The organism is Actinomyces gerencseriae DSM 6844 (assembly GCF_000429265.1).
Taxonomy (GTDB): domain Bacteria; phylum Actinomycetota; class Actinomycetes; order Actinomycetales; family Actinomycetaceae; genus Actinomyces; species Actinomyces gerencseriae.
The window spans coordinates 89328-107769 of record NZ_KE386871.1; the positions used below are offsets into that span (position 1 = coordinate 89328).

Consider the following 18442-nt stretch of genomic DNA (forward strand, 5'->3'; position numbering starts at 1 on the left):
CTCCCCCGTCGGCGCTCCGATCCCGAGCGGCGGAAGCCGTCGGGGGCGCACTGGCCGGCGCGCCCCCGACGGATCTCACTGCTTGATGCCACCGGCGGCCAGACCGGCGACGATGCGGCGCTGGAAGAGCAGCACCATGACGACCAGCGGCAGGGTCATGACGACGCCCGCCGCCATCTGGGAGCCGAAGGGCGTGTTGAACTGCGAGGCGCCGGTGAACTTCGACAGCAGCACGGTGGCGGGCTGCATGGCGGGGTTGTTGATCATCGTGACGGCGACGAGGAACTCGTTCCAGGCGCCGATGAAGATGATGATCGCCGTGGTGAAGATGCCGGGCGCGGCGATCGGGAGGATGACCTTGCGGAAGGCCTGACCCGGGGTGCAGCCATCGACCATGGCCGACTGCTCGAGCTCCTGGGGCATCTGCCGGAAGAAGCTGGTCAGGTTCCACACCGCCAGCGGCAGGGAGAAGGACAGGTCGGGGATGATCATCGCCTGGTAGGTGTTGATCCATCCCCAGTCGGAGAAGTTCTTCAGCAGCGGCACGATGATCGCCACGAGCGGGAACATCGAGGTGGCCAGCACGACGAGCAGCAGGAGGCCCTTGCCGCGGAAGTCGAGCCGGGCCAGCGCGTAGGAGGCGAAGGTCGCGACCGCCAGCGCCACGATCGTGACGACGATCGACACGATGAGGGAGTTGACCAGCCCCTGGCCGAAGTTGTTCTTGGAGGAGAACACCGCCTCGTAGTTCTCCAGGGAGGGGTGGCGCGGCCACCAGCTGTTCTCGAAGATCTCGCTGTCCGTCCGCAGGGACGACACGACCATCCAGTAGAAGGGCGCCAGGCAGTAGATGACGATGAAGCCGATGCCGACGGTGGACCAGATCCCGGCCCACGAGGTCTTCTTCCTGTTCTGCGCGACGCCCTGCGCCGCTGGGGACGAGGTGGTGGCGGTTGCGGTGCTCATGCCTAGCTCCTGACGCCGGAGGAGGGGGTGGAGGGAGTGGACTGGGCGGACTCGGGGACGGCCCCCGACGTCGGACGCCGCTTGGGCAGGAAGACGGAGGCCGGCAGCTTACCGCCCCTCCTCCTCTTCCTCTCCACGCTCGCCCCGAGGTCGGCGCCGGTGATCCTGACGAAGGCGAAGGCGAAGATGAAGACGTACAGGAACAGGATGAGGGCGTACGCGGCCGCGGACCCGTACCGGAGGTTGGAGGCCTCGTCCTGGACGAGCATGGAGATCGTCTCGACCGAGCTCTTGCGCGCGCCGATGAGGATGTAGGGCAGGTCGAACATGCGCAGGGCGTCGAGGGCGCGGAAGAGGACGGCGACGGCGAGCGCGGGCTTGACCAGCGGGAGGGTGATGCTGGTGAAGCGCCTCCAGGCGTTCGCCCCGTCGATCTTGGCGGCCTCGTACACCTCGTCCGGGATGACCTGGAGCCCGGCGAGGGTGAGCAGCCCGATGTAGGGGGCCGTCTTCCACACGTCGGCGATGATGATCGCAGCCTTGGCCGAGGCGTTTCCCGAGGCCCACATGATGTGCTGGCCGAGGACCACGTTGGCGATGCCGTCCTGGTTGAAGATCCATCCCCACAGGATGGCGGAGACGGCGGTGGGGATGGCCCACGGCACCAGGATGGCGGCGCGCACGAAGCCGCGGCCCCGCATCGCCTTGTGCATGATGAGCGCCATGGCGATGCCCAGAACCGTCTCCAGGACGACGGTGACGACGCCGAAGAGCGTCGTGTTCCAGGCGGCGGTCCAGAACCGCTCGCCCGCGGAGGTGACGATGTCGGTGTAGTTCTTCAGGCCGACGAAGGGTTCGACCTTGGAGACGAATCCGGTCTCCTTGTCCAGGCCCGCCTTGCCGTACAGCGACTGCTGCAGGGACTGGAGGACGGGGATGATGATGACGACCGTCAGGACGAGGACGGTGGGGGAGATGAGTAGCCACGCGAGGCGCGATTGCGCCCTGCTGGACTTGGACCGGCGGTTGACGGCCGCCGGCGAGGACGACGACGTTGTGCTCATGAGTGCTTCTCTCGTGCCAGTGCTCTTGACCAGGGCCTCGACGCGCCCTCACCGGTGGCGCCGCCTCTTTCAAGGCGGCGCCACCGGTGAGGGTCGGGCGCTCAGGCCTGGAGCTTCTTCAGGGCCTCCTCGAGGCCGGTGATGGCCTGCTCGGCTGTGGTGGTGGAGTCCGTCTGAATCGTCGGGAAGACGGCGTCCTGGATCGCCGCCGTCACGTCCCCGTAGGCCACGGCCTTGGGACGGGCCTCGGCGGCGTCGAGGGAGGCGCGCAGAGTCGGCAGGTAGGGGTACTTCTGAAGCATCTCGGAGTCCTCGTACAGGGAGCCGAGGATGGGCGCGTTCGACTGCTTGTCGAGCATGTACTGCTCGGACTCCTTGGTGGTCCACCACTGGATGAACTTCAGAGCGGTCGCCTTGTTCTTCGAGAAGGCCGAGACGCCGCAGTAGTGCCCGCCCAGGGTGGGCACGAAGCTCTTGCCGTCGATGCTGGGCAGGGCGGCCACGTCGAACTTGTCCGCGCCGAGGTTCTGGAGGTTGTTGGCGTACTGGAAGGGCCACTGGCGCTGGAAGACCAGGCTCCCCCTCTCGAAGGCGGCACGGCTCTTCTCCTCATTCCACTCTCTGGCCTCGGAAGGAATGTAACCGTCCTTGAAGCCGTCCATGAGGTTCTGCAGGCCCTTGATGGACTCCGGTGAGTTGACGACGACCTGGCCCTCGTCGTCCAAGAAGTCGCCGCCGGCGGTGTGGATGAACTCCGCGGTGCAGCACGTCAGCCCCTCGTACTTGGAGAGCTGCCCGCCGAAGCCGCCGATGTCCTCATGCCCGGGCAGCGCGCGCACGGCATCGACGGCGGACTTGATCCCGTCCCAGGTGGTGGGCACCTCCACGCCGGCCTCGGCGAGGAGATCCTTGCGGTAGTACATGAGCGGGGCGTCGGTCACGTAGGGCATGGCGAAGAGCTTGTCCCGGTAGCAACCGGCGTCCCAGACCGGCTGAATGATGTCGTCGTTCCTGAGATCGTCCATGGGCAGCTCGAGGATCCACTGGTTGGCGGCGAACTCGGCGACCCACACGACGTCCACGGAGATGACGTCGTAGGCGTCGGACTGGGTCTGGGCGTTGTTGATGAGGGACTGACGCTGCTGGTCCGCCGACTCGGAGAGCTCGATGAGCGTGACCTGCTCATCCGGGTTCTGCTCGTTCCACTCATCGAGGTGGGCCTGCACCATGCCCCCGGAGAAGTCCTTGCCCTGAACCCAGGTGATCGGGCCCGTGCCGGAGAAGTCGGCGGTCGCGCCGCCTCCACCGGAGTCGCCTTTGGAGCAGGAGGCCGCGGCACCGAGGGCCGCGACGAGGGCGGAGCCCTGGATGAACCGACGCCGTGGGAGCGAGGTAGCCATCTGTAGTTTCCTCCTTGAAACGCCATGACAGGGCATGGCGGACGTGTCGTGGGAAGATCCGTTGTCGACGCGCGTCGACAACGTGGCGTGGGCAACGCTAGGACGCAACCCGCCCGGCCGATGCCCGAACGGCTGGACCGTTATCAATTCGTTATCTTCTGCTCCATCATTCCCCGACCATCCGCTCCGGAGTCCGCTCGCCCGCTCCGAGGGCCCCCACCCCGCCGAGATCGGTCGAGTTCCGCACCGAGATCGGTTCAGTTCCGGCGCGAGATCGGTTCAGTTCCGGCGCGAGATCGGTTCCGAGCGGCGGAGCCGGCGCACCGATCCCGTTCCGGGGAGCTCCGCGGCTCCCATCCGCCCGCGCCCCCGAACCAACCGTTTGGCAGAATGGGCGGAGCGCGGTGGACCGGCCCCGCCGACGAGGCCGTCGTCCCGCGCTCCGAGGAGAGTCGATGAGCACCGCAGTATCCGAGCCCGATCCGCCGGCGGACTCGATCGCCCCGCAGGGCGCCGCGTCCGGCACCGCCCCGATCGAGACCATGACCTTCCGGCCCGATCGCCGGTTCTGGGTCATCTACGTGTGCCTCATGATGGTCATGTTCCTCACGGCCATGTACCACACGGTCGTCGCCACCGCGCTGCCCGTGATCATCGGTGACCTCGGTGGGGTGTCCCGCATGTCCTGGGCGATCACCTTCTACACCATCGCCCAGACTCTGGCCATGCCCGTCACCGGCAAGCTCGGCGACGTCATCGGCCGCAAACACCTGTACCTGACCGGCATCATCCTGTTCATCGGCGGCTCGGCGCTGTGCGGCTTCGCGCCGTCCATGCTGCTCTTCACGGCCGCGCGCTTCCTCCAGGGCCTGGGGGGCGGCGCTCTCATGATCTCCTCCCAGGCGATCACCGGCGACCTCATCCCGCCGCGCGTGCGCGGCACCTACATGGCGCCCATGGGAGCCATGTTCGGCATCGCCGCGATCCTCGGCCCGCTGCTGGGTGGCTGGCTCACCGACTCCTTCGGCTGGCGGTGGATCTTCTGGTTCTTCCTGCCCTTCGGGGTGTTCGCCTGGGTCGCCGTCGCCATCGCCCTGCGCTCTCCCCGACGAACCCGCGCCTTCACCATCGACTGGGCGGGGCTGGCGCTCAGCGCCGCCGGCTCGACCGGCGTCGTGCTGATCGCCACCTGGGGCGGCACGACCCACGCCTGGTCCAGCCCGGTCATCATCGGCCTGGAGATCCTCACCGCCGCCTCCTGGACGCTCCTGGTCCCGGTCGAGCGACGCGCTTCCGACCCCGTCCTGCCCCCGCGGATCCTCACCAACCACACCTTCGTGGTCGCCACCGTCGTGGCGGTGCTCATGTGCGCCTGCCTGTTCGGCATCAACGGCTACCTGCCGACCTATCTGCAGATGGTCTACGGGGTCTCGGCCACGGCGTCCGGCCTGCTGCTCGTGCCCGGCAGCGTCGGCATGTTCATCGGCGCCACGATCTCGGGCACCCTGGTCACCCGCACCGGGCGCTACAAGGCCTTCCCGATCCTCGGCTCGCTGCTCGGCGCGGCCGGAATGGTCGTCCTCGGCTCCGTGCCGCCCGCAGCGCCGGTGTGGTGGATCGGCGTGGGCATGTTCGTCCTCCAGCTCGGCATCGGGATGTTCCTCCAGCTGAGCGTCCTGATCATCCAGAACGCCCTGCCCGCCTCCATGCTCGGCACCGCCACCAGCACGAACAACTTCTTCCGCGAGATCGGCGTCTCACTGGGCAACTCGATCATCGGGGTCCTGTTCACCCACCGGCTGACGACGTCCCTGACGCTCATCGGCTTCGACCAGGGCAGCGTGTCCACGGTGACCCCCGACTCGGTGCGGGCGCTGGATGCGACCACGGCCGACGCCGTGCACCTGGCCTACGCGGACGCCCTGGCGCCGGTCCTGCTGGGGCTGGCCCCGGTCCTGCTCGTGGCCGCCGGTATCAGCAGCCTGTTCCGCCCCCTGCCGCTGTCGACCAGGACCGGGCTGGAGCAGATCGAGGAGGAGCTGGCCGCGACCGACCCCCTGGTCGCCGACCGCTCGGACGATTAGGCTGACGGGCGACACCGCCGCACGCTTCGAGGAAGAGGCAGGACATGACCATCAGCGAGGTCGCCCAGGGATTCACCAGCGCCGATGCCGACGACGACCGATGGGTCGATCCCCGTCTGGTCCGCGCGGCCGCCGGAGCGGCCGCCCGCGGCACGGTCCTGCTCACCAACGACGGCGTTCTGCCGCTGGCCCCGCAGGCCCGGGTCGCCGTCTTCGGGCGCGTCCAGATCGACTGGTTCGCCGTCGGGTACGGCTCGGGCGGCGACGTCAACGCCCCCTACACGACCAACCTGCTCGACTCGCTCGTCGAGGCGGGCGTCGCCGTCGATGCCGAGCTGGCGAGGACCTACCGCGACTGGTGCGCCGCCCAGGCCGTCCCGACTCCCCAGTGGGGCGACTGGCCGCGCTTCCACCCCGAGATGGAGCTGGACGACGAGACCGTGGAGGCCGCCGCGACCCGCGCCGAGATCGCCGTCGTCGTCATCGGCCGAGCGGCCGGCGAGGACCGGGAGAACGTGCTGGAGCCCGGCTCCTACTACCTCACCGAGACCGAACGGCGGCTGCTGGAGCAGGTGACCTCCCGCTTCGAGCGCACCATCGTCGTCGTCGACTCCGGCAACGTCATGGACCTGTCCTGGGCCGAGGGGCCGGGCGTGAGCGCGCTCCTGCTCGCCTGGCCGGGCGGGATGGAGGGCGCTCGCGCCGTCGCCGAGGTGCTGCGGGGCGCCGTCGAGCCCGGCGGGCGCCTGACGGACACCATCGCCCGCCGTTACGAGGACTACCCCTCCGCGGCGAACTTCGGGGACCCCGACGCCAACGACTACGCCGAGGACGTCTTCGTCGGCTACCGCTACTTCGAGACCTTCGCCCCGCAAGCCGTTCAGTTCCCCTTCGGCCACGGCCTGGGCTACACGACCTTCACGGTCGCGCCCGGCGGCGCCGTCCGCGACGGCGGCGCCGTCCGCCTGGGAGCGACGGTCGCCAACACCGGGGCGCGGGCCGGCTCCACGGTCGTCCAGGTCTACGCCGGCGCGGTGCCCCGCGCGGGGCACGGGGCACCGCGCCGGCGGCTCGCGTCGCCCGCGCGCGAGCTCGTCGCCTTCGCCCGCACCGCGGAGCTCGCCCCCGGAGAGACCCAGGAGCTGGACCTCTCCTTCCCGGTCGACCGTCTCGCCTCCTTCGACGACTCCGGAGTCACCGGTCATCGCGACGCCTGGGTGCTGGAGGAGGGCGAGCACCCGCTCCACGTGGGACTGTCCGTCCGGGAGACCGCAGCCGCGGACGCCATCGCCGTCGAGACCGTCGAGGTCCTCGAACAGCTCGAGGAGGCGCTCGCCCCATCACCCGATCACCCCTTCGAGCGCATGGTCCCGATCCGCGGTGAGGACGGGGGCGCCGCCGTCGGCTGGGAGCCCGTCCCCACGGCCACCATCGACCTGCGCGAGCGCATCATCTCGCGCCTGCCCGAGCCGGTCGGGAGCACCGCGGGCGCTGGGGACGCCGAGTCGACCGGGCGGGACGGCGTCACCCTCGCGGACGTGGCCGCCGGCGCGACGGATCTGGACGCCTTCGTCGCCCGCCTGAGCGCGGAGGACCTCGCCCAGCTGTCCTACGGCGACGTGGAGATGAACTCCCCGCTGGGCGCGCCCGGCAACGCGGGTGCCTTCGGGGGCCTCACCGAGGGCCTGCGGGCCCTGGGCGTGCCGCCGGTCATCACCACCGACGGGCCGTCGGGCATCCGGGTGTCGGCCTTCGCCTCCCTGCTGCCGTGCGGCACGGCTCTCGCCTCCACCTGGGATCCGACGCTGGTCGAGGAGCTGGAGGGGCTTCACGCCGAGGAGATGCTCCGCAAGGGCTCCGACGTCCTGCTGGCCCCCGGCATGAACATCCACCGCGACCCCCTGTGCGGGCGCAACTTCGAGTACTACTCCGAGGACCCGCTGCTGACGGGGCTGACGGCGGCCGCCTACGTCCGCGGCGTCCAGTCGCGCGGCGTGTCCGCCTGCCCGAAGCACCTGGCGTGCAACAACCAGGAGACCATGCGGTGGGTCAACGACTCGCGCGTCTCGCAGCGCGCCCTGCGCGAGATCTACCTGCGCGGCTTCCGCATCTGCGTGGAGCAGTCCCGCCCCCGCACCATCATGACCAGCTACAACAAGATCAACGGGCAGTGGGCCCACTACAACTACGACCTGGTCACCACGATCCTGCGCGGCGAGTGGGGCTACGAGGGGCTGGTCATCACCGACTGGTGGATGCGCTACGCCCCCGACCCGCTCTTCGAGGCGTTGGCCGACTCCGCCACGCGCGTGCGCGCCCAGGTCGATGTCCTCATGCCCGGCGGGCGCACGTACACGAGCACCCGCGCCGAGGGCCATGATGACGCCGTCCTGGCATGCTACGACCCCGAGGACGCCTCCGGCGAGCACCTGACACTCGGCGAGCTCCAGCGCACGGCCCGCAACGTCCTGCGAATGGCGCTGACGACCCCGGCCCTGAGAAGGTCCGACAAGGGCCGGTAGGCTCGCCCCATGACGGAGGAGAGCCCCACGAAGACCCCGCTGGACACACCCATGAACCCCCCGTTCCCCCAGGCGCAGCCCTACTTCGCCGGGGACGCGCGCACCAACCGCGAGCGCATGCTCGCCGGCGACTGGTACGTCTCCGACGATCCGGACAACGCCAGGATCGCCGCGCACGCGCGCATGATGCTCCACAGGTTCGAGCGCGCCTTCGCCGAGGGCGAGGAGGACTGCTGGGAGCTGCTCCGCTCGGCGATACCGGGGCTGGGCGAGGGCGCGCGCCTGCTGCCGCCGGTGCGGGTGGACTACGGCGAGAACATCACCGTCGGAGAGGGGACGTTCGCCAACTACGGCCTGGTCGCCCTGGACGTCGCCCCCATCACCATCGGCGCGCACTGCCAGATCGGCCCGAACGTCCAGTTGCTCACGCCGGTCCACCCCCTGGAGCCGACGCCGAGGAGAGCCGGGCTCGAGTCGGCCGACCCGATCGCGATCGGGGACAACGTCTGGCTCGGTGGTGGGGTCATCGTGTGCCCGGACGTGACGATCGGCAATAACTGCGTGATCGGAGCCGGCTCGGTGGTGACGCGGAGCATCCCGCCGAACTCCCTGGCCATGGGCGGCCCGGCGCGGGTCGTCCGCGCGCTGGACGACTCGACCTTCGCCCCGCGGCACTGAGAGACACTAGCGCCGAGACCGATGCGGCTGCGCGCCGGGATCGGTCGGGTTCCGAGTCGGGATCGGTCGAGCTCCGCCGCGATCCGCCGCGAGAGGTGAGAGCGGCCCGACACCACCAGCATCAGCACGGCATCAGTACGAAGGGAGCCGACACCACCATGGAGTCACCAGCGTCATCTGCGTCATCTGCCACGTCATCATCCGTCCCGCCCGCCTCGACGTCCTTCTCGCGCCTCGCCATCTCCCGGCACTCCGTGCGGGACTTCCGGCCGGATCCCGTGCCGACCGAGGTCGTCGAGGAGATCCTGAACGATGCCCGGCAGGCGCCGAGCTGGTCCAATACGCGCCCCTTCATGCTGGCGCTGGCCACCGGCGAGCGGGCCGACCGACTGCGCGCGGCCTACGTCGCCGAGTTCGATGCCACCCTGCCCGTCCAGCACAAGAAGCGGGGGGCCATGATCCGCCTGCTGCTGAGCGGCAGGGCGCCCAACGGCGACTACCGGACCTGGGCGCCCTATCCCGCGGACCTGCTGCCCCACTCCCAGGCCGTCGGCGGCCGGCTGTACGCGCACATGGGCATCGCCCGGCAGGACCGCGAGGCCCGCGACGCGGCCGCTCGACGCAACTGCGAGGCCTTCGGCGCGCCGCTCATCGGCTTCGTCCTGATCCACAAGAGATTCATGCCCTTCGCCGCGCTCGACGCCGGGATCATGCTCCAGACCCTGTTCCTGTCCGCCAAGGCGCACGGCGTCGACTCCTGCCCCCTCGGGGTTCTCGCCACCTGGCGCCGCCCCTTCGACGCCGAGTTCGAGGCCCCCGCCGACTACCGGCTCATCACGGGATTCGCGCTCGGCTACGCCTCCGACGAGCGGGTCAACGACTTCCGCGCCGAGCGGAGGGCCGTGCGACTGGTACCGACCCGCTCGTGAGCCGGGCGGGCCCGACCGGACCCGGCTCGCGGCCCCGATGGATCCGCGACCGGGGCGGCGGGCACCGGCCACCGCGCTCGCCGCAGCGCTCGGCGGCGCCGTCGTCCGCCTGCGCTCGTCTCACCGCCGCTCGGCGGCGCCGTCGTCCGCCTGCGCTCGTCTCACCGCCGCTCGGCGGCGCCGTCGTCCGCCGGTGCCTGACGCCGCCACCGCGGCGGCAGCAGCAGTCCCCGACGCCGGGCCACCAGGAGGATCACCGCGGCCGCCGTCGCGCACACGACCACGGTGACGACGGAGCCCTCCACGCCCATGTTGCCGCCGGTGAGCCAGTCGGGTCCGTGGAAGGTCGCCTCGAACAGGCCCCGTTTGATCATTCCGGTCCCCGAGACGTCGGAGCCGAAGACGCCGCCCTGGATGAAGTTCCAGGACGCGTGCACCCCGATGGCCAGCCACAGGCGCCGGGTGAGCAGGTAGCAGGCCCCGAGCAGCGGCGCGGCCGTGAGGGCGATGATGAGGCAGCCGGACAGGGTCGCTCCGGGGTTGGTCAGGTGCAGCAGGCCGAAGATGACGGAGATCGTTCCGAGCGCCCACCAGCTGCCCAGCCTGGTCTCGATGAGTCGCTGGAGGAATCCGCGGAACATCGTCTCCTCGTTGGATCCTCCGACGACCCCGAAGACCAGGCCGATGGCGATGTCCTCCGACCAGCCGACCCCGGTGACGCGGTAGGCCCCCGCCAGGGCGAGGACTGCGAAGACGGCGCAGATGAGCGCGCCTCCCAGCACCAGCCCCGCGGCGAGCTCGCGCAGCGCGCCGGGACCGTCCATCTCGGGTGCCTCACGGCGGCCGATTCGACGGACGATGAGGCGGTACCCCGTCACGACCATGCTCACGCACATCGTCGATGCGAGGAGCGCGGCCGTCAGGACGGCCGTGGGCCGCGGCATGACGGATGTCAGGAGACGCTCGCCTCCCCGCGCCACGACGATGACCAGGACCTGGATGAGGATGAATAGCCCCGCCCCGGCGATGCCCTGGAGCCAGGGACGTCGCTCGCGCGAGCCCGGGGCGGGGCGGTCCGGGGAAGCGGGGGGAAGAAGGCTGGGAAGGCGTGTCATGGCGTCATCCGATCACGGACCGCCCCGCTCCTCCAGGGTGCTGGCACCCGGAATCGTGCCGGGTCACCCGGACCCGGCGACCGCGCCGCGCCCCGGCGGGGCCCGACGACGGCCCCTCCCCTCACGCCCTGGTGATCGGGGCCAGGCGCAGCATGAGGCGCTTGGTGGTCGTGGCCCCGTCGACCGTGAACTCGACGCGCGCCACCGTGGAGCGCCCCGTTCCCTCCAGGCCGACGACGACGCCCACCCCGTAGGACGTGTGGCGCACCCGGTCACCGATCGCGAGCCCCGCGACGGCCTCCGGCAGGGCGTCGGAGTCCGCCGCGTCGCCGCCCCCTCCGAGCCTGACCGGCTTGCCGCGCCTGGCCAGCCGCTCGGCGCGCCTCGCCTCCGCCCGATCCTTGGGGGTCTCCACTCGTCCCAGTCGCACTGTTCGTCCGCCTCCTCGTCCGCCCGACCCGATGGCCGGGGCGAAGTCGTCATCGTCCGGCCCTCCCGTATCGTCTCCCCGGCCCGGGCCGCCCCGGCCGCGGGAGCCGCGCCCGGATCCGAAGCCGCCCTCGCCCCAGCTGCTCCCCCAGCCGGTGCCGCCGCCGCGCAGCGCATCCATGGAGGAGGCGATGCGCTTCCACTCCATGGTCTCGGCGGGGATGTCGTCCAGGAACCGGGAGGCGGGCATCGCGTTGGCGGCGCCCCACGCCGAGCGCACGGCGGAGCGGGTGACGTAGAGGCGCTCCCGGGCGCGGGTGAGGGCGACGTAGGCCAGCCGACGCTCCTCGGCCAGCTCGGTCTCCTCGGACATGGCGCGGGAGTGCGGGAAGGTGCCGTCCTCCATGCCGGTGACGAAGACGACCGGGAACTCCAGTCCCTTGGCGGTGTGGACGGTCATGAGGGTGACCTGCCCCTGCTCCTCGGCGGCGGCCGCGGCCGCGCGCTCGGACTCGGACATGGCGGCGAGGTCGGCGGCCTGCGGAAGCTGGTCGGAGTCCGCGACGAGACTGATCCGCTCGAGGAAGTCGGCCAGGGTGCCGTCGGGATTGGCCGTCTGGAAGTCCGAGGCCACCGAGTGGAGCTCCGCGAGGTTCTCCACGCGCGTGGCGTCCTGCGGATCGTCGCTCGCACGCAGCTCCGCGAGATAGCCCGAGGCGTCCAGGGCGGAGTCCAGGAGGTCGGCGACGCCGTCGCCGTCGGCGACACGGCTCCGCAGGGAGGCGAGCAGCTCGTGGAAGCGGGTCACCTGGGTGCGGGCGCGAGCGGTCAGCCCCTCGACCGCGGGAGGCTCCTCCCCCGACTCGTCCGGATTCCCGGCGACGGCCCCGTCGTCGGCCGGCCGCAGGGCCCCGGCGGCGTCGGCGACGGCGGTCCCGAAGGAGACGCCGTGACGGGCGGCGTGCTCGGCCAGAACTGCCTCGGCCCTGTCCCCCAGGCCTCGCTTGGGGACATTGAGGATGCGGCGCAGGTTGACGTCGTCGTCGGGGTTGTCGACGGCGCGCAGGTAGGCGACGGCGTCCTTGATCTCCCTCCGCTCGTAGAAGCGGGTGCCTCCGACGACCTTGTAGGGCTGTCCGGAGCGGAGGAAGGCCTCCTCCAGAGCGCGCGACTGGGAGTTGGTGCGGTAGAAGACGGCGACGTCGCGGGGCCTCATGCCCTCGACATCGCAGAGGCGGTCGATCTCGGTGCTGATCCACCGGGCCTCGTCGTGCTCGGAGTCGGCGACGTAGCCGATGATCCTGGGGCCGTCGCCGGAGTCGGTCCACAGGTTCTTCTCCCGGCGACCGGGGTTGCGGGAGATGACGGCGTTGGCGGCCGACAGGATGTTCTGGGTGGAGCGGTAGTTCTGCTCCAGCAGGATGGTGCGCGCCGTCGGGTAGTCCTTCTCGAACTCCTCGATGTTGCGGATGGTGGCGCCGCGGAAGGCGTAGATGGACTGGTCGGAGTCGCCGACGACGGTGAGCTCTCCGGGCGGCACCGGGCCATCGGCGCCGGAGGTGCCCGGGCCGCCGACGAGCTCGTGCACGAGCGCGTACTGAGCGTGGTTGGTGTCCTGGTACTCGTCGACCAGGATGTGCCGGAAGCGGCGCCGGTACATCTCGGCGACGGCCGGCCGGGTCCGGAGGAGCTGGACCGTGCGCATGATGAGGTCGTCGAAGTCCAGAGCGTTGGCGGCGCTCAGGCGCTCGGCGTAGGCGCGGTAGACCTCGACGAGGTGACGGTCCAACGGGTTGGAGGCGACGGCCTGCTCGGCGAACTGGGCGGGGGTGACGAGCTCGTTCTTGAGGTCGGAGATGCGGTGGGCGAAGGTCTTGGGGGTGAAGCGCTTGGGGTCGATGCCGAGCTCGCGCACGATGAGGGTGACGAGGCGGGTGGAGTCGGCGGCGTCGTAGATGGAGAAGGTGGAGCGCAGGCCGGCGGCCTCGTGCTCGCGGCGCAGGATGCGCACGCAGGCGGAGTGGAAGGTGGAGACCCACATGCGCTCGCCGGCAGGTCCCACCAGGGCGGTGACGCGCTCGCGCATCTCGGCGGCGGCCTTGTTGGTGAAGGTGATGGCCAGGATCTCCCCGGGACGGGCGCGGCCGGTGGCGATGAGGCGGGCGATGCGGTGGGTCAGCACCCTGGTCTTCCCGGACCCGGCACCGGCGATGATGAGCAGCGGGGAGCCGGAGTGGGTGACGGCGGCCTCCTGGGCGGGGTTGAGTCCGTGGATGAGATCGGCCGGGTCCGCGACCGTCACGCCCCAGGCGGGGCCGGAGTGGCTGGAGTAGTGGTCCGGCGGCGCAGCGCCGCCGGCTCGGGCGCGGGCAGCGGCGGCGTCGGCCTGGGCGCGGGCGACGAGCTCGGCCGCCTCGTGCCGCCTGTTCTCCCAGGCCTCGGCCTCGGCCCGCTCGGCGTCCGTGGGGACGTAGACGTCGGGGTCGTCGTCCCAGGGCTCGTCCCAGCCGTCGTCGGCGGGGGCGAGGGCGGGCAGGGCGGCGTCGGTCGGGGGCGTGGGGCCGGTGCCGCGGCCGGGCATGGACAGGCCGCCGAAGAGGGGGTTCATCGCGTTCATCGTAGGGCCAAGCCTAGGCCAGGCCAGCGATGCCGGCCGCACTCATCAACTCCATTCCGGTGTTGACAGTACTCTGTCAATATTGACAGAGTACTGTCAACGGATCGAGGACGCTGGACCGGGAGGAGCCGAAAGTGCGCACCATCGCCCTCTACACGACCGAGACCATGGCGGACTGGGAGTACTCCTACCTCACCACCCAGATCGCCGGCGCGGAGCAGCTCAAGCCCGGACGCTTCCGGCTGCTGCGCGTGGGCGACGGGTTGGAGCCGGTGCGCACGCTCGGGAACTTGCCGCTCGCACCGGAGGCCGACCTCGATGCTCTCGATGCGCTGACCGGCGACGACTCGCTCTCAGCCCTGGTCATCCCCGGAGGCAACCACTACGCGTCCGGGCACGAACGACTCATTGAGACGGTCGGCCACCTCGTGGCCGAGGCGGTTCCGGTGGCGGGGATCTGCGGCGCCACACTCCTGCTGGCCCGCGGCGGCTTCCTGGACGATCGCCGGCACACCTCGAACGCCGCCTCGTTCCTTGAGGGCAGTGGCTACCTCGGCGGCGCGCAGTACGTGGAGGCACCGGTGGTGACCGATCGGGGTATCACCACGGCCTCAGGCCTTCGCGCCGTTCCCTTCACCGCCGAGATCATGCGAATCACCGGGCTGCTACCCGGCTCAATGGCCGACTCGTGGGAGAGGCTGTTCCTGGGCGGCGACGAGAAGGACTACGCAGCACTGATGGAAGCGACCAGTGCCTGGCAGAACGCCTGAGGGAGACGCCCTCACAGCCCTGGTTCTTCCCGTTTTCGCGCTCAACGGGGAACTCCTCAAGGCGGCCGCGGCGATCACGGCCCCGCATGAGCTGACCCCGGCCCGGTGGCAAGTGCTGGGCGCTATCCTGGATGAGTCGCTGCCGGTCGCCGAGATCGCACGCCGGATAGGCCTGACCAGGCAAAGCGTGCAGCGGGTGGCCAACGACGTCGTCGCCCAGGAATGGGCGCGCTGGCAGCCCAATCCTCGTCGACGCGGTCAGAACCTGCTCGTTCTGACGGCCAGGGGAAGACGAGCAGTCGCGGCACTGACCGCGGAGCAGCACGCCTGGGCCGACGCCGTCGGGCGGAGAATCGGAGAGAAGAACCTGAAAACCCTGGCGACCTTGATCGGCCGGGTGGCCGACGCATCGCGTCGCTATCGGCAGTCCGCCAGCGAGGAGCGCTAGCGTCAGCCGGCGACCATCTCCTCCTGCCCCCGGGCGATGGCCGGTCGCCGAGGGGCTACGTGTGTCCAAATCCGCCACAAAGGAGCCAAGGGCCCGATCAGGCCGCTGGCAGAACCGCGGAATCATGCGGTTTTCCTCAGTCGAGACGAGCCCGGTCGGGGCCTTTGTGGCAGATTTGGACATTGCCCGGATGATTCTGGGCATCCCGCGCCAGTTACCGCTGCAGAAGGATTCCGCGAAGGAGACCGCTCACCGAAGGCGCCCATCCTTGAGCAGTCTCAGCCGCGAAAGAGTGGGCACATCAGAGCGGCCGGGTCTCGGTGATGACGACGTGCTGCTCGCGGCGACTGATGAGCCAGGTGCCGTCCACCAGCACGAGCGTGTCGGTGTAGCGGATCGAGTTGTCGACCAGAGCATCCTTCCCGTCCTGCTCCTGGACGAGGATGGCCTTGCCGTAGTGGACGTCGGTGGCGGTGTCGCCATCGATCGTGATGACCTGCTGGCCGTTGAAGTGGTAGGCGGTCTTCACCGTGGACATGGCCTCGCCGAAGATGAGGTCCCGGCAGCGGGAGAACTCCACCCGCACGATGTCGGTGTAGTCCTGCTCGAACAGGCTGACGTCGTCGCCGTTGCTCAGACGGTCCCAGACGTTCTTGTCCGTCATGATCAGCTCCCGCCCGGTCAACGAATGACGCGGGCGACGTCGGCCCGGACGCGCTCGGGATCATCGGTCAGGGGGAAGCCGTAGGGGCTCGAGAGGGTCACCGGGCGACTCGCGTTCATCGCGGTCATGAGGCTGATGCGCGCGTTGTTGTCGCCCAGGGCGTCAAGAAGCGCGGGGATGGCTGCGTAGAAGCTGCTTCCGCCGTCGCCGTCCATGTCACCACCATGGGTGAGGACGACCGCGTCGACGTCGATCACGAAGGGGCGCAGGTGTCGGCGCAGGAGGGCGAGGCCTCCACGACCTCGACGCCGCCCGGCAGTGAGCGCCGGGCTCGGGCCGCGTTGCGGCTCTGGGCGCGGACGGTGACGCCACGACCGAGCGCCTCCTCGACGACGACGCGGCCGACCTGGCCGGTGGATCCGATGACGAGAACGGTGGGCACGAACAGTCTCTCCGTTGCGGTTGGACATATTGGACGCAAGAGGCGATCGCCGCCGGGCCGGCGAGCACCGGGCCGGCACGCGCCCTCCCGGTCGATAGCCCATCCCGTCCGTCCGGGCGCCTGACAACCAGGTCCTACCAGGGCCAGGCGCCCCGGCCTTTCTCCCGGTCATTTCCGGAAACTCACTGGAGCATATCCTTGCTCAACCTAGCGCGAATCTCGTACTATTCGTTTTACGTAGTAGTTCACGACGGCGACAGCGCCTCGCTGTCGAGTGAGCCCCCGGGAGGGATCCGTGATTCGAGCAATTGAGTACCGGAGATTCGGCGGCCCAGAGGTCCTGGAGGAGGTCGACCGCCCGGAGCAGGCGCCCGACGATGGAGAGGTGCGCATCGCGGTGCGCGCCGTCGGACTCAACCCCATCGACTTCAAGATCTTCGAGGGCGACCTGCAGCCGGTTGAGCGGGTTCAGCGCCTCATTCATCCTCGGCGCTGGCTGGAGGGCGCATCCGCCCGCTTCCCCCGGGGCGTGGCCCGGGACTTCGCGGGAGTCATCGACGCAGTCGGCGCAGGCGTCACGGGCCTCGCCGTGGGCGACGCCGTGCTGGGCACCTTGCGAAGCGCACCCGGCCAGGCCGACACCCGCGGAGCACTCACCACCGCGCTGGTGGCACCCGCCGCCGACGTCATCAGGAAGCCGGCTCCCCTGTCGTTCACGCAGGCGGCCTGCCTGGGAGTCGCCTCGCAAACCGCGTGCGGCGCATTCAGACAGCTGGACCTGCACGACGGCGACGTCATTGTCATCAGTGCCGCCGCGGGCGGTGTGGGCTCGATCGCCGCGCAGCTCGCCTTGAGCCGCAGTGCCACCGTGATCGGAATCGCCGGCGCTCGCAATACCGACTACCTCCGCTCCTTGGGCACCATTCCGGTCGCCTATGGCGAGAACCTGACGAGCCGGGTTCGCGAAGCGGCCCCGGCGCCCGTCACCAAGCTCCTCGACTGCTATGGGCGTGGCTACGTGACGCTGGGACGCGAGCTCGGCCTGCCGGGTCGTTCCATCGGGACCCTGGTCCCCTCACCCGCGGCGATCCTCAGGGGCGCGCAGTTCACCGGGGGACGACATGGTGGACGCGGCGACCTCGAGGAAGTGGCGCAGCTGGTGGCGGACGATGCCATCAAGGTCGAGATCGCTCACACGTACTCCCTCACGGTTGAGCAGGTTCGCGCCGCCTACACCGAGCTGGCAAAGGGCCACGTCCGCGGCAAGCTCGTCGTCGACCTATCCTGACGCCCATCCACGTTCAGCCGGATCAGGAGACTCGCTTGAGCAGACGGATTCACGATCAGCGTCTCATCCGGGCACTGCGCGCCATGAACAGCGAGCTCGCCGCCAGCAACCGTGCTGTTGCAGCGCGAACCGGACTCAACGACAGCGATCTGGCTGTGCTCGACGTCCTGCACCGCGACGGTCCGCAGACCCCCACCTCCCTGGCCCGCCGCACCCGGATGGGGACCACGACAATGGCCGGCGTGCTGCGGCGACTCGCCCGCGACGGCTGGGTCGAGCGTCGCCCCAGTGAGACGGACCTGCGATCCTTCACCATCCACGCCACAAGCGCTGATCGTCTTGCCGAGATATTCCTGCCCGCCAACCGGAAGCTGACCGCTCTGGTCGAGCACTGGCCGGGTAGCCGGGTCGATCAGCTCATCGAGTTCCTGGAGGACGCCACCGAGGTGATCCACGAGTCGGCGGAGCAGCTATCGACCAAGGACGGCGACGACTTCTGACCTCGCATCGCTTCCTACGCTCCCCTACGCGCGCACGCGCACCTCGCCGGCTCGCCCGGACCGGAGCGTCAGCCCGGGAGGCCGCCCTGGCCCTGGGCTGGTCGGAGCGCACGCTGCGCAGAGGAATGCTGGAGACCTTCGACTATGGATACGCCACTCTGGTGCGCATCGAGCGAGCGTGCCGGGCGCGTTCGCTTCTCCAGCGAGGACTCTCACCGGCCGATGTCTCAGCGAGTGCGGGTTATAGGGCCAGTGCGATGCGATGGCCGCCCGAGGGTGACTCGTAGCCGGGGTCGAGGCGGCGTATGAGGTCGATGGCGCCCCACGCCAGAACGGTGCCGTCGTCGAGCCTGGTATCGACATGCGGCTCGTCGCTCCCTTCGGGGACGGGTGCTCCGAGCAGGCGGTAGAAGGCGAGCGAGCATCACGCAGCCGAGACAAGTACCCGCCGCGGGGGAGTTCGGGACAGTCGTCACCGCCGTCACTCAGGCCAATGAGTATCCTGGAGCATCTCACTCACGATCAG

Annotated in this window: 16 protein-coding genes; 8 read left to right on the forward strand and 8 right to left on the reverse strand. The window is 70.0% G+C overall.

Translation table 11 applies throughout. The features are described from left to right. Window positions 1–75 precede the first annotated feature (75 nt). From G448_RS0109910 to G448_RS0109920, 3 genes are all read right to left on the reverse strand, one after another. Complete coding sequence (locus tag G448_RS0109910; protein ID WP_026407844.1) at window positions 76–966, reverse strand: carbohydrate ABC transporter permease; 891 nt, start codon at window positions 964–966, stop codon at window positions 76–78. 2 nt (window positions 967–968) lie between these two features. Beyond that, window positions 969–2030 (reverse strand): carbohydrate ABC transporter permease, encoded by a 1062-nt coding sequence (locus tag G448_RS0109915; RefSeq protein WP_026407845.1) that lies wholly within the window; start codon window positions 2028–2030, stop codon window positions 969–971. 101 nt (window positions 2031–2131) lie between these two features. After that, window positions 2132–3430 (reverse strand): ABC transporter substrate-binding protein, encoded by a 1299-nt coding sequence (locus tag G448_RS0109920; protein WP_026407846.1) that lies wholly within the window; start codon window positions 3428–3430, stop codon window positions 2132–2134. 455 nt (window positions 3431–3885) lie between these two features. Between G448_RS0109920 and G448_RS16140 the strand changes: the two genes are divergently transcribed. The 4 genes from G448_RS16140 to G448_RS0109940 all read left to right on the forward strand — a co-directional run bounded on the left by G448_RS16140 (window position 3886) and on the right by G448_RS0109940 (window position 9643). Next, window positions 3886–5514 carry an MDR family MFS transporter gene (locus tag G448_RS16140; protein WP_084436630.1) on the forward strand — a complete coding sequence of 543 codons (1629 nt, stop codon included), beginning with the start codon at window positions 3886–3888 and terminating at the stop codon, window positions 5512–5514. 44 nt (window positions 5515–5558) lie between these two features. Further along, window positions 5559–8036, forward strand: a complete 2478-nt coding sequence (locus tag G448_RS16145; RefSeq protein ID WP_051268895.1) for a glycoside hydrolase family 3 protein — start codon at window positions 5559–5561, stop codon at window positions 8034–8036. A 9-nt stretch (window positions 8037–8045) separates the two neighbouring features. Then, a complete protein-coding gene (locus G448_RS0109935) occupies window positions 8046–8714 on the forward strand; it encodes a sugar O-acetyltransferase (RefSeq protein ID WP_390882902.1) in 669 nt (222 codons plus the stop codon). 158 nt (window positions 8715–8872) lie between these two features. Next, entirely contained in the window at window positions 8873–9643 is a 771-nt protein-coding gene (locus G448_RS0109940) for a nitroreductase family protein (protein WP_084436632.1), read from the forward strand. A gap of 161 nt (window positions 9644–9804) precedes the next feature. Here the strand turns inward: G448_RS0109940 and G448_RS16150 are convergent, their stop codons facing one another. Together G448_RS16150 and G448_RS0109950 are read right to left on the reverse strand one after the other, a co-directional pair. After that, window positions 9805–10758 carry a CPBP family intramembrane glutamic endopeptidase gene (locus tag G448_RS16150; protein WP_051268897.1) on the reverse strand — a complete coding sequence of 318 codons (954 nt, stop codon included), beginning with the start codon at window positions 10756–10758 and terminating at the stop codon, window positions 9805–9807. A gap of 121 nt (window positions 10759–10879) precedes the next feature. Then, entirely contained in the window at window positions 10880–13804 is a 2925-nt protein-coding gene (locus G448_RS0109950) for an ATP-dependent helicase (RefSeq protein ID WP_026407849.1), read from the reverse strand. A gap of 134 nt (window positions 13805–13938) precedes the next feature. On the opposite strand from G448_RS0109950, the gene G448_RS0109955 reads away from it, so the two are divergent. Beyond that, window positions 13939–14574 (forward strand): DJ-1/PfpI family protein, encoded by a 636-nt coding sequence (locus G448_RS0109955; RefSeq protein WP_026407850.1) that lies wholly within the window; start codon window positions 13939–13941, stop codon window positions 14572–14574. After that, window positions 14555–15022, forward strand: a complete 468-nt coding sequence (locus G448_RS0109960; protein ID WP_026407851.1) for a MarR family winged helix-turn-helix transcriptional regulator — start codon at window positions 14555–14557, stop codon at window positions 15020–15022. Before G448_RS0109955 ends, G448_RS0109960 begins: the two co-directional genes overlap by 20 nt. Before the next feature lie 301 nt (window positions 15023–15323). On the opposite strand, the gene G448_RS17100 is transcribed toward G448_RS0109960, so the two are convergent. The 3 genes from G448_RS17100 to G448_RS0109975 are packed head-to-tail and all read right to left on the reverse strand — an operon-like array spanning window position 15324 to window position 16128. After that, entirely contained in the window at window positions 15324–15686 is a 363-nt protein-coding gene (locus G448_RS17100; RefSeq protein ID WP_051268898.1) for a nuclear transport factor 2 family protein, read from the reverse strand. A 17-nt stretch (window positions 15687–15703) separates the two neighbouring features. Next, window positions 15704–15943 (reverse strand): hypothetical protein, encoded by a 240-nt coding sequence (locus G448_RS0109970; protein ID WP_026407852.1) that lies wholly within the window; start codon window positions 15941–15943, stop codon window positions 15704–15706. Further along, complete coding sequence (locus tag G448_RS0109975) at window positions 15940–16128, reverse strand: NmrA family NAD(P)-binding protein (RefSeq protein ID WP_026407853.1); 189 nt, start codon at window positions 16126–16128, stop codon at window positions 15940–15942. The genes G448_RS0109970 and G448_RS0109975 overlap by 4 nt, the downstream gene beginning before the upstream one ends. Before the next feature lie 295 nt (window positions 16129–16423). Between G448_RS0109975 and G448_RS0109980 the strand changes: the two genes are divergently transcribed. Together G448_RS0109980 and G448_RS0109985 are read left to right on the forward strand one after the other, a co-directional pair. Beyond that, window positions 16424–17416, forward strand: coding sequence for an NADP-dependent oxidoreductase (locus G448_RS0109980; RefSeq protein WP_026407854.1), 993 nt, complete (start codon window positions 16424–16426; stop codon window positions 17414–17416). Between the two features lie 35 nt (window positions 17417–17451). Beyond that, entirely contained in the window at window positions 17452–17916 is a 465-nt protein-coding gene (locus G448_RS0109985) for a MarR family winged helix-turn-helix transcriptional regulator (RefSeq protein ID WP_026407855.1), read from the forward strand. Window positions 17917–18442: the final 526 nt, after the last annotated feature.

Bases quoted from the DNA above. Each gene is read 5' to 3' on its own strand.
- G448_RS0109910 (WP_026407844.1), bottom strand. From the start codon at position 966: ATGAGCACCGCAACCGCCACCACCTCGTCCCCAGCGGCGCAGGGCGTC.
- G448_RS0109915 (WP_026407845.1), bottom strand. From the start codon at position 2,030: ATGAGCACAACGTCGTCGTCCTCGCCGGCGGCCGTCAACCGCCGGTCC.
- G448_RS0109920 (WP_026407846.1), bottom strand. From the start codon at position 3,430: ATGGCTACCTCGCTCCCACGGCGTCGGTTCATCCAGGGCTCCGCCCTC.
- G448_RS16140 (WP_084436630.1), top strand. From the start codon at position 3,886: ATGAGCACCGCAGTATCCGAGCCCGATCCGCCGGCGGACTCGATCGCC.
- G448_RS16145 (WP_051268895.1), top strand. From the start codon at position 5,559: ATGACCATCAGCGAGGTCGCCCAGGGATTCACCAGCGCCGATGCCGAC.
- G448_RS0109935 (WP_390882902.1), top strand. From the start codon at position 8,046: ATGACGGAGGAGAGCCCCACGAAGACCCCGCTGGACACACCCATGAAC.
- G448_RS0109940 (WP_084436632.1), top strand. From the start codon at position 8,873: ATGGAGTCACCAGCGTCATCTGCGTCATCTGCCACGTCATCATCCGTC.
- G448_RS16150 (WP_051268897.1), bottom strand. From the start codon at position 10,758: ATGACACGCCTTCCCAGCCTTCTTCCCCCCGCTTCCCCGGACCGCCCC.
- G448_RS0109950 (WP_026407849.1), bottom strand. From the start codon at position 13,804: ATGAACGCGATGAACCCCCTCTTCGGCGGCCTGTCCATGCCCGGCCGC.
- G448_RS17100 (WP_051268898.1), bottom strand. From the start codon at position 15,686: ATGACGGACAAGAACGTCTGGGACCGTCTGAGCAACGGCGACGACGTC.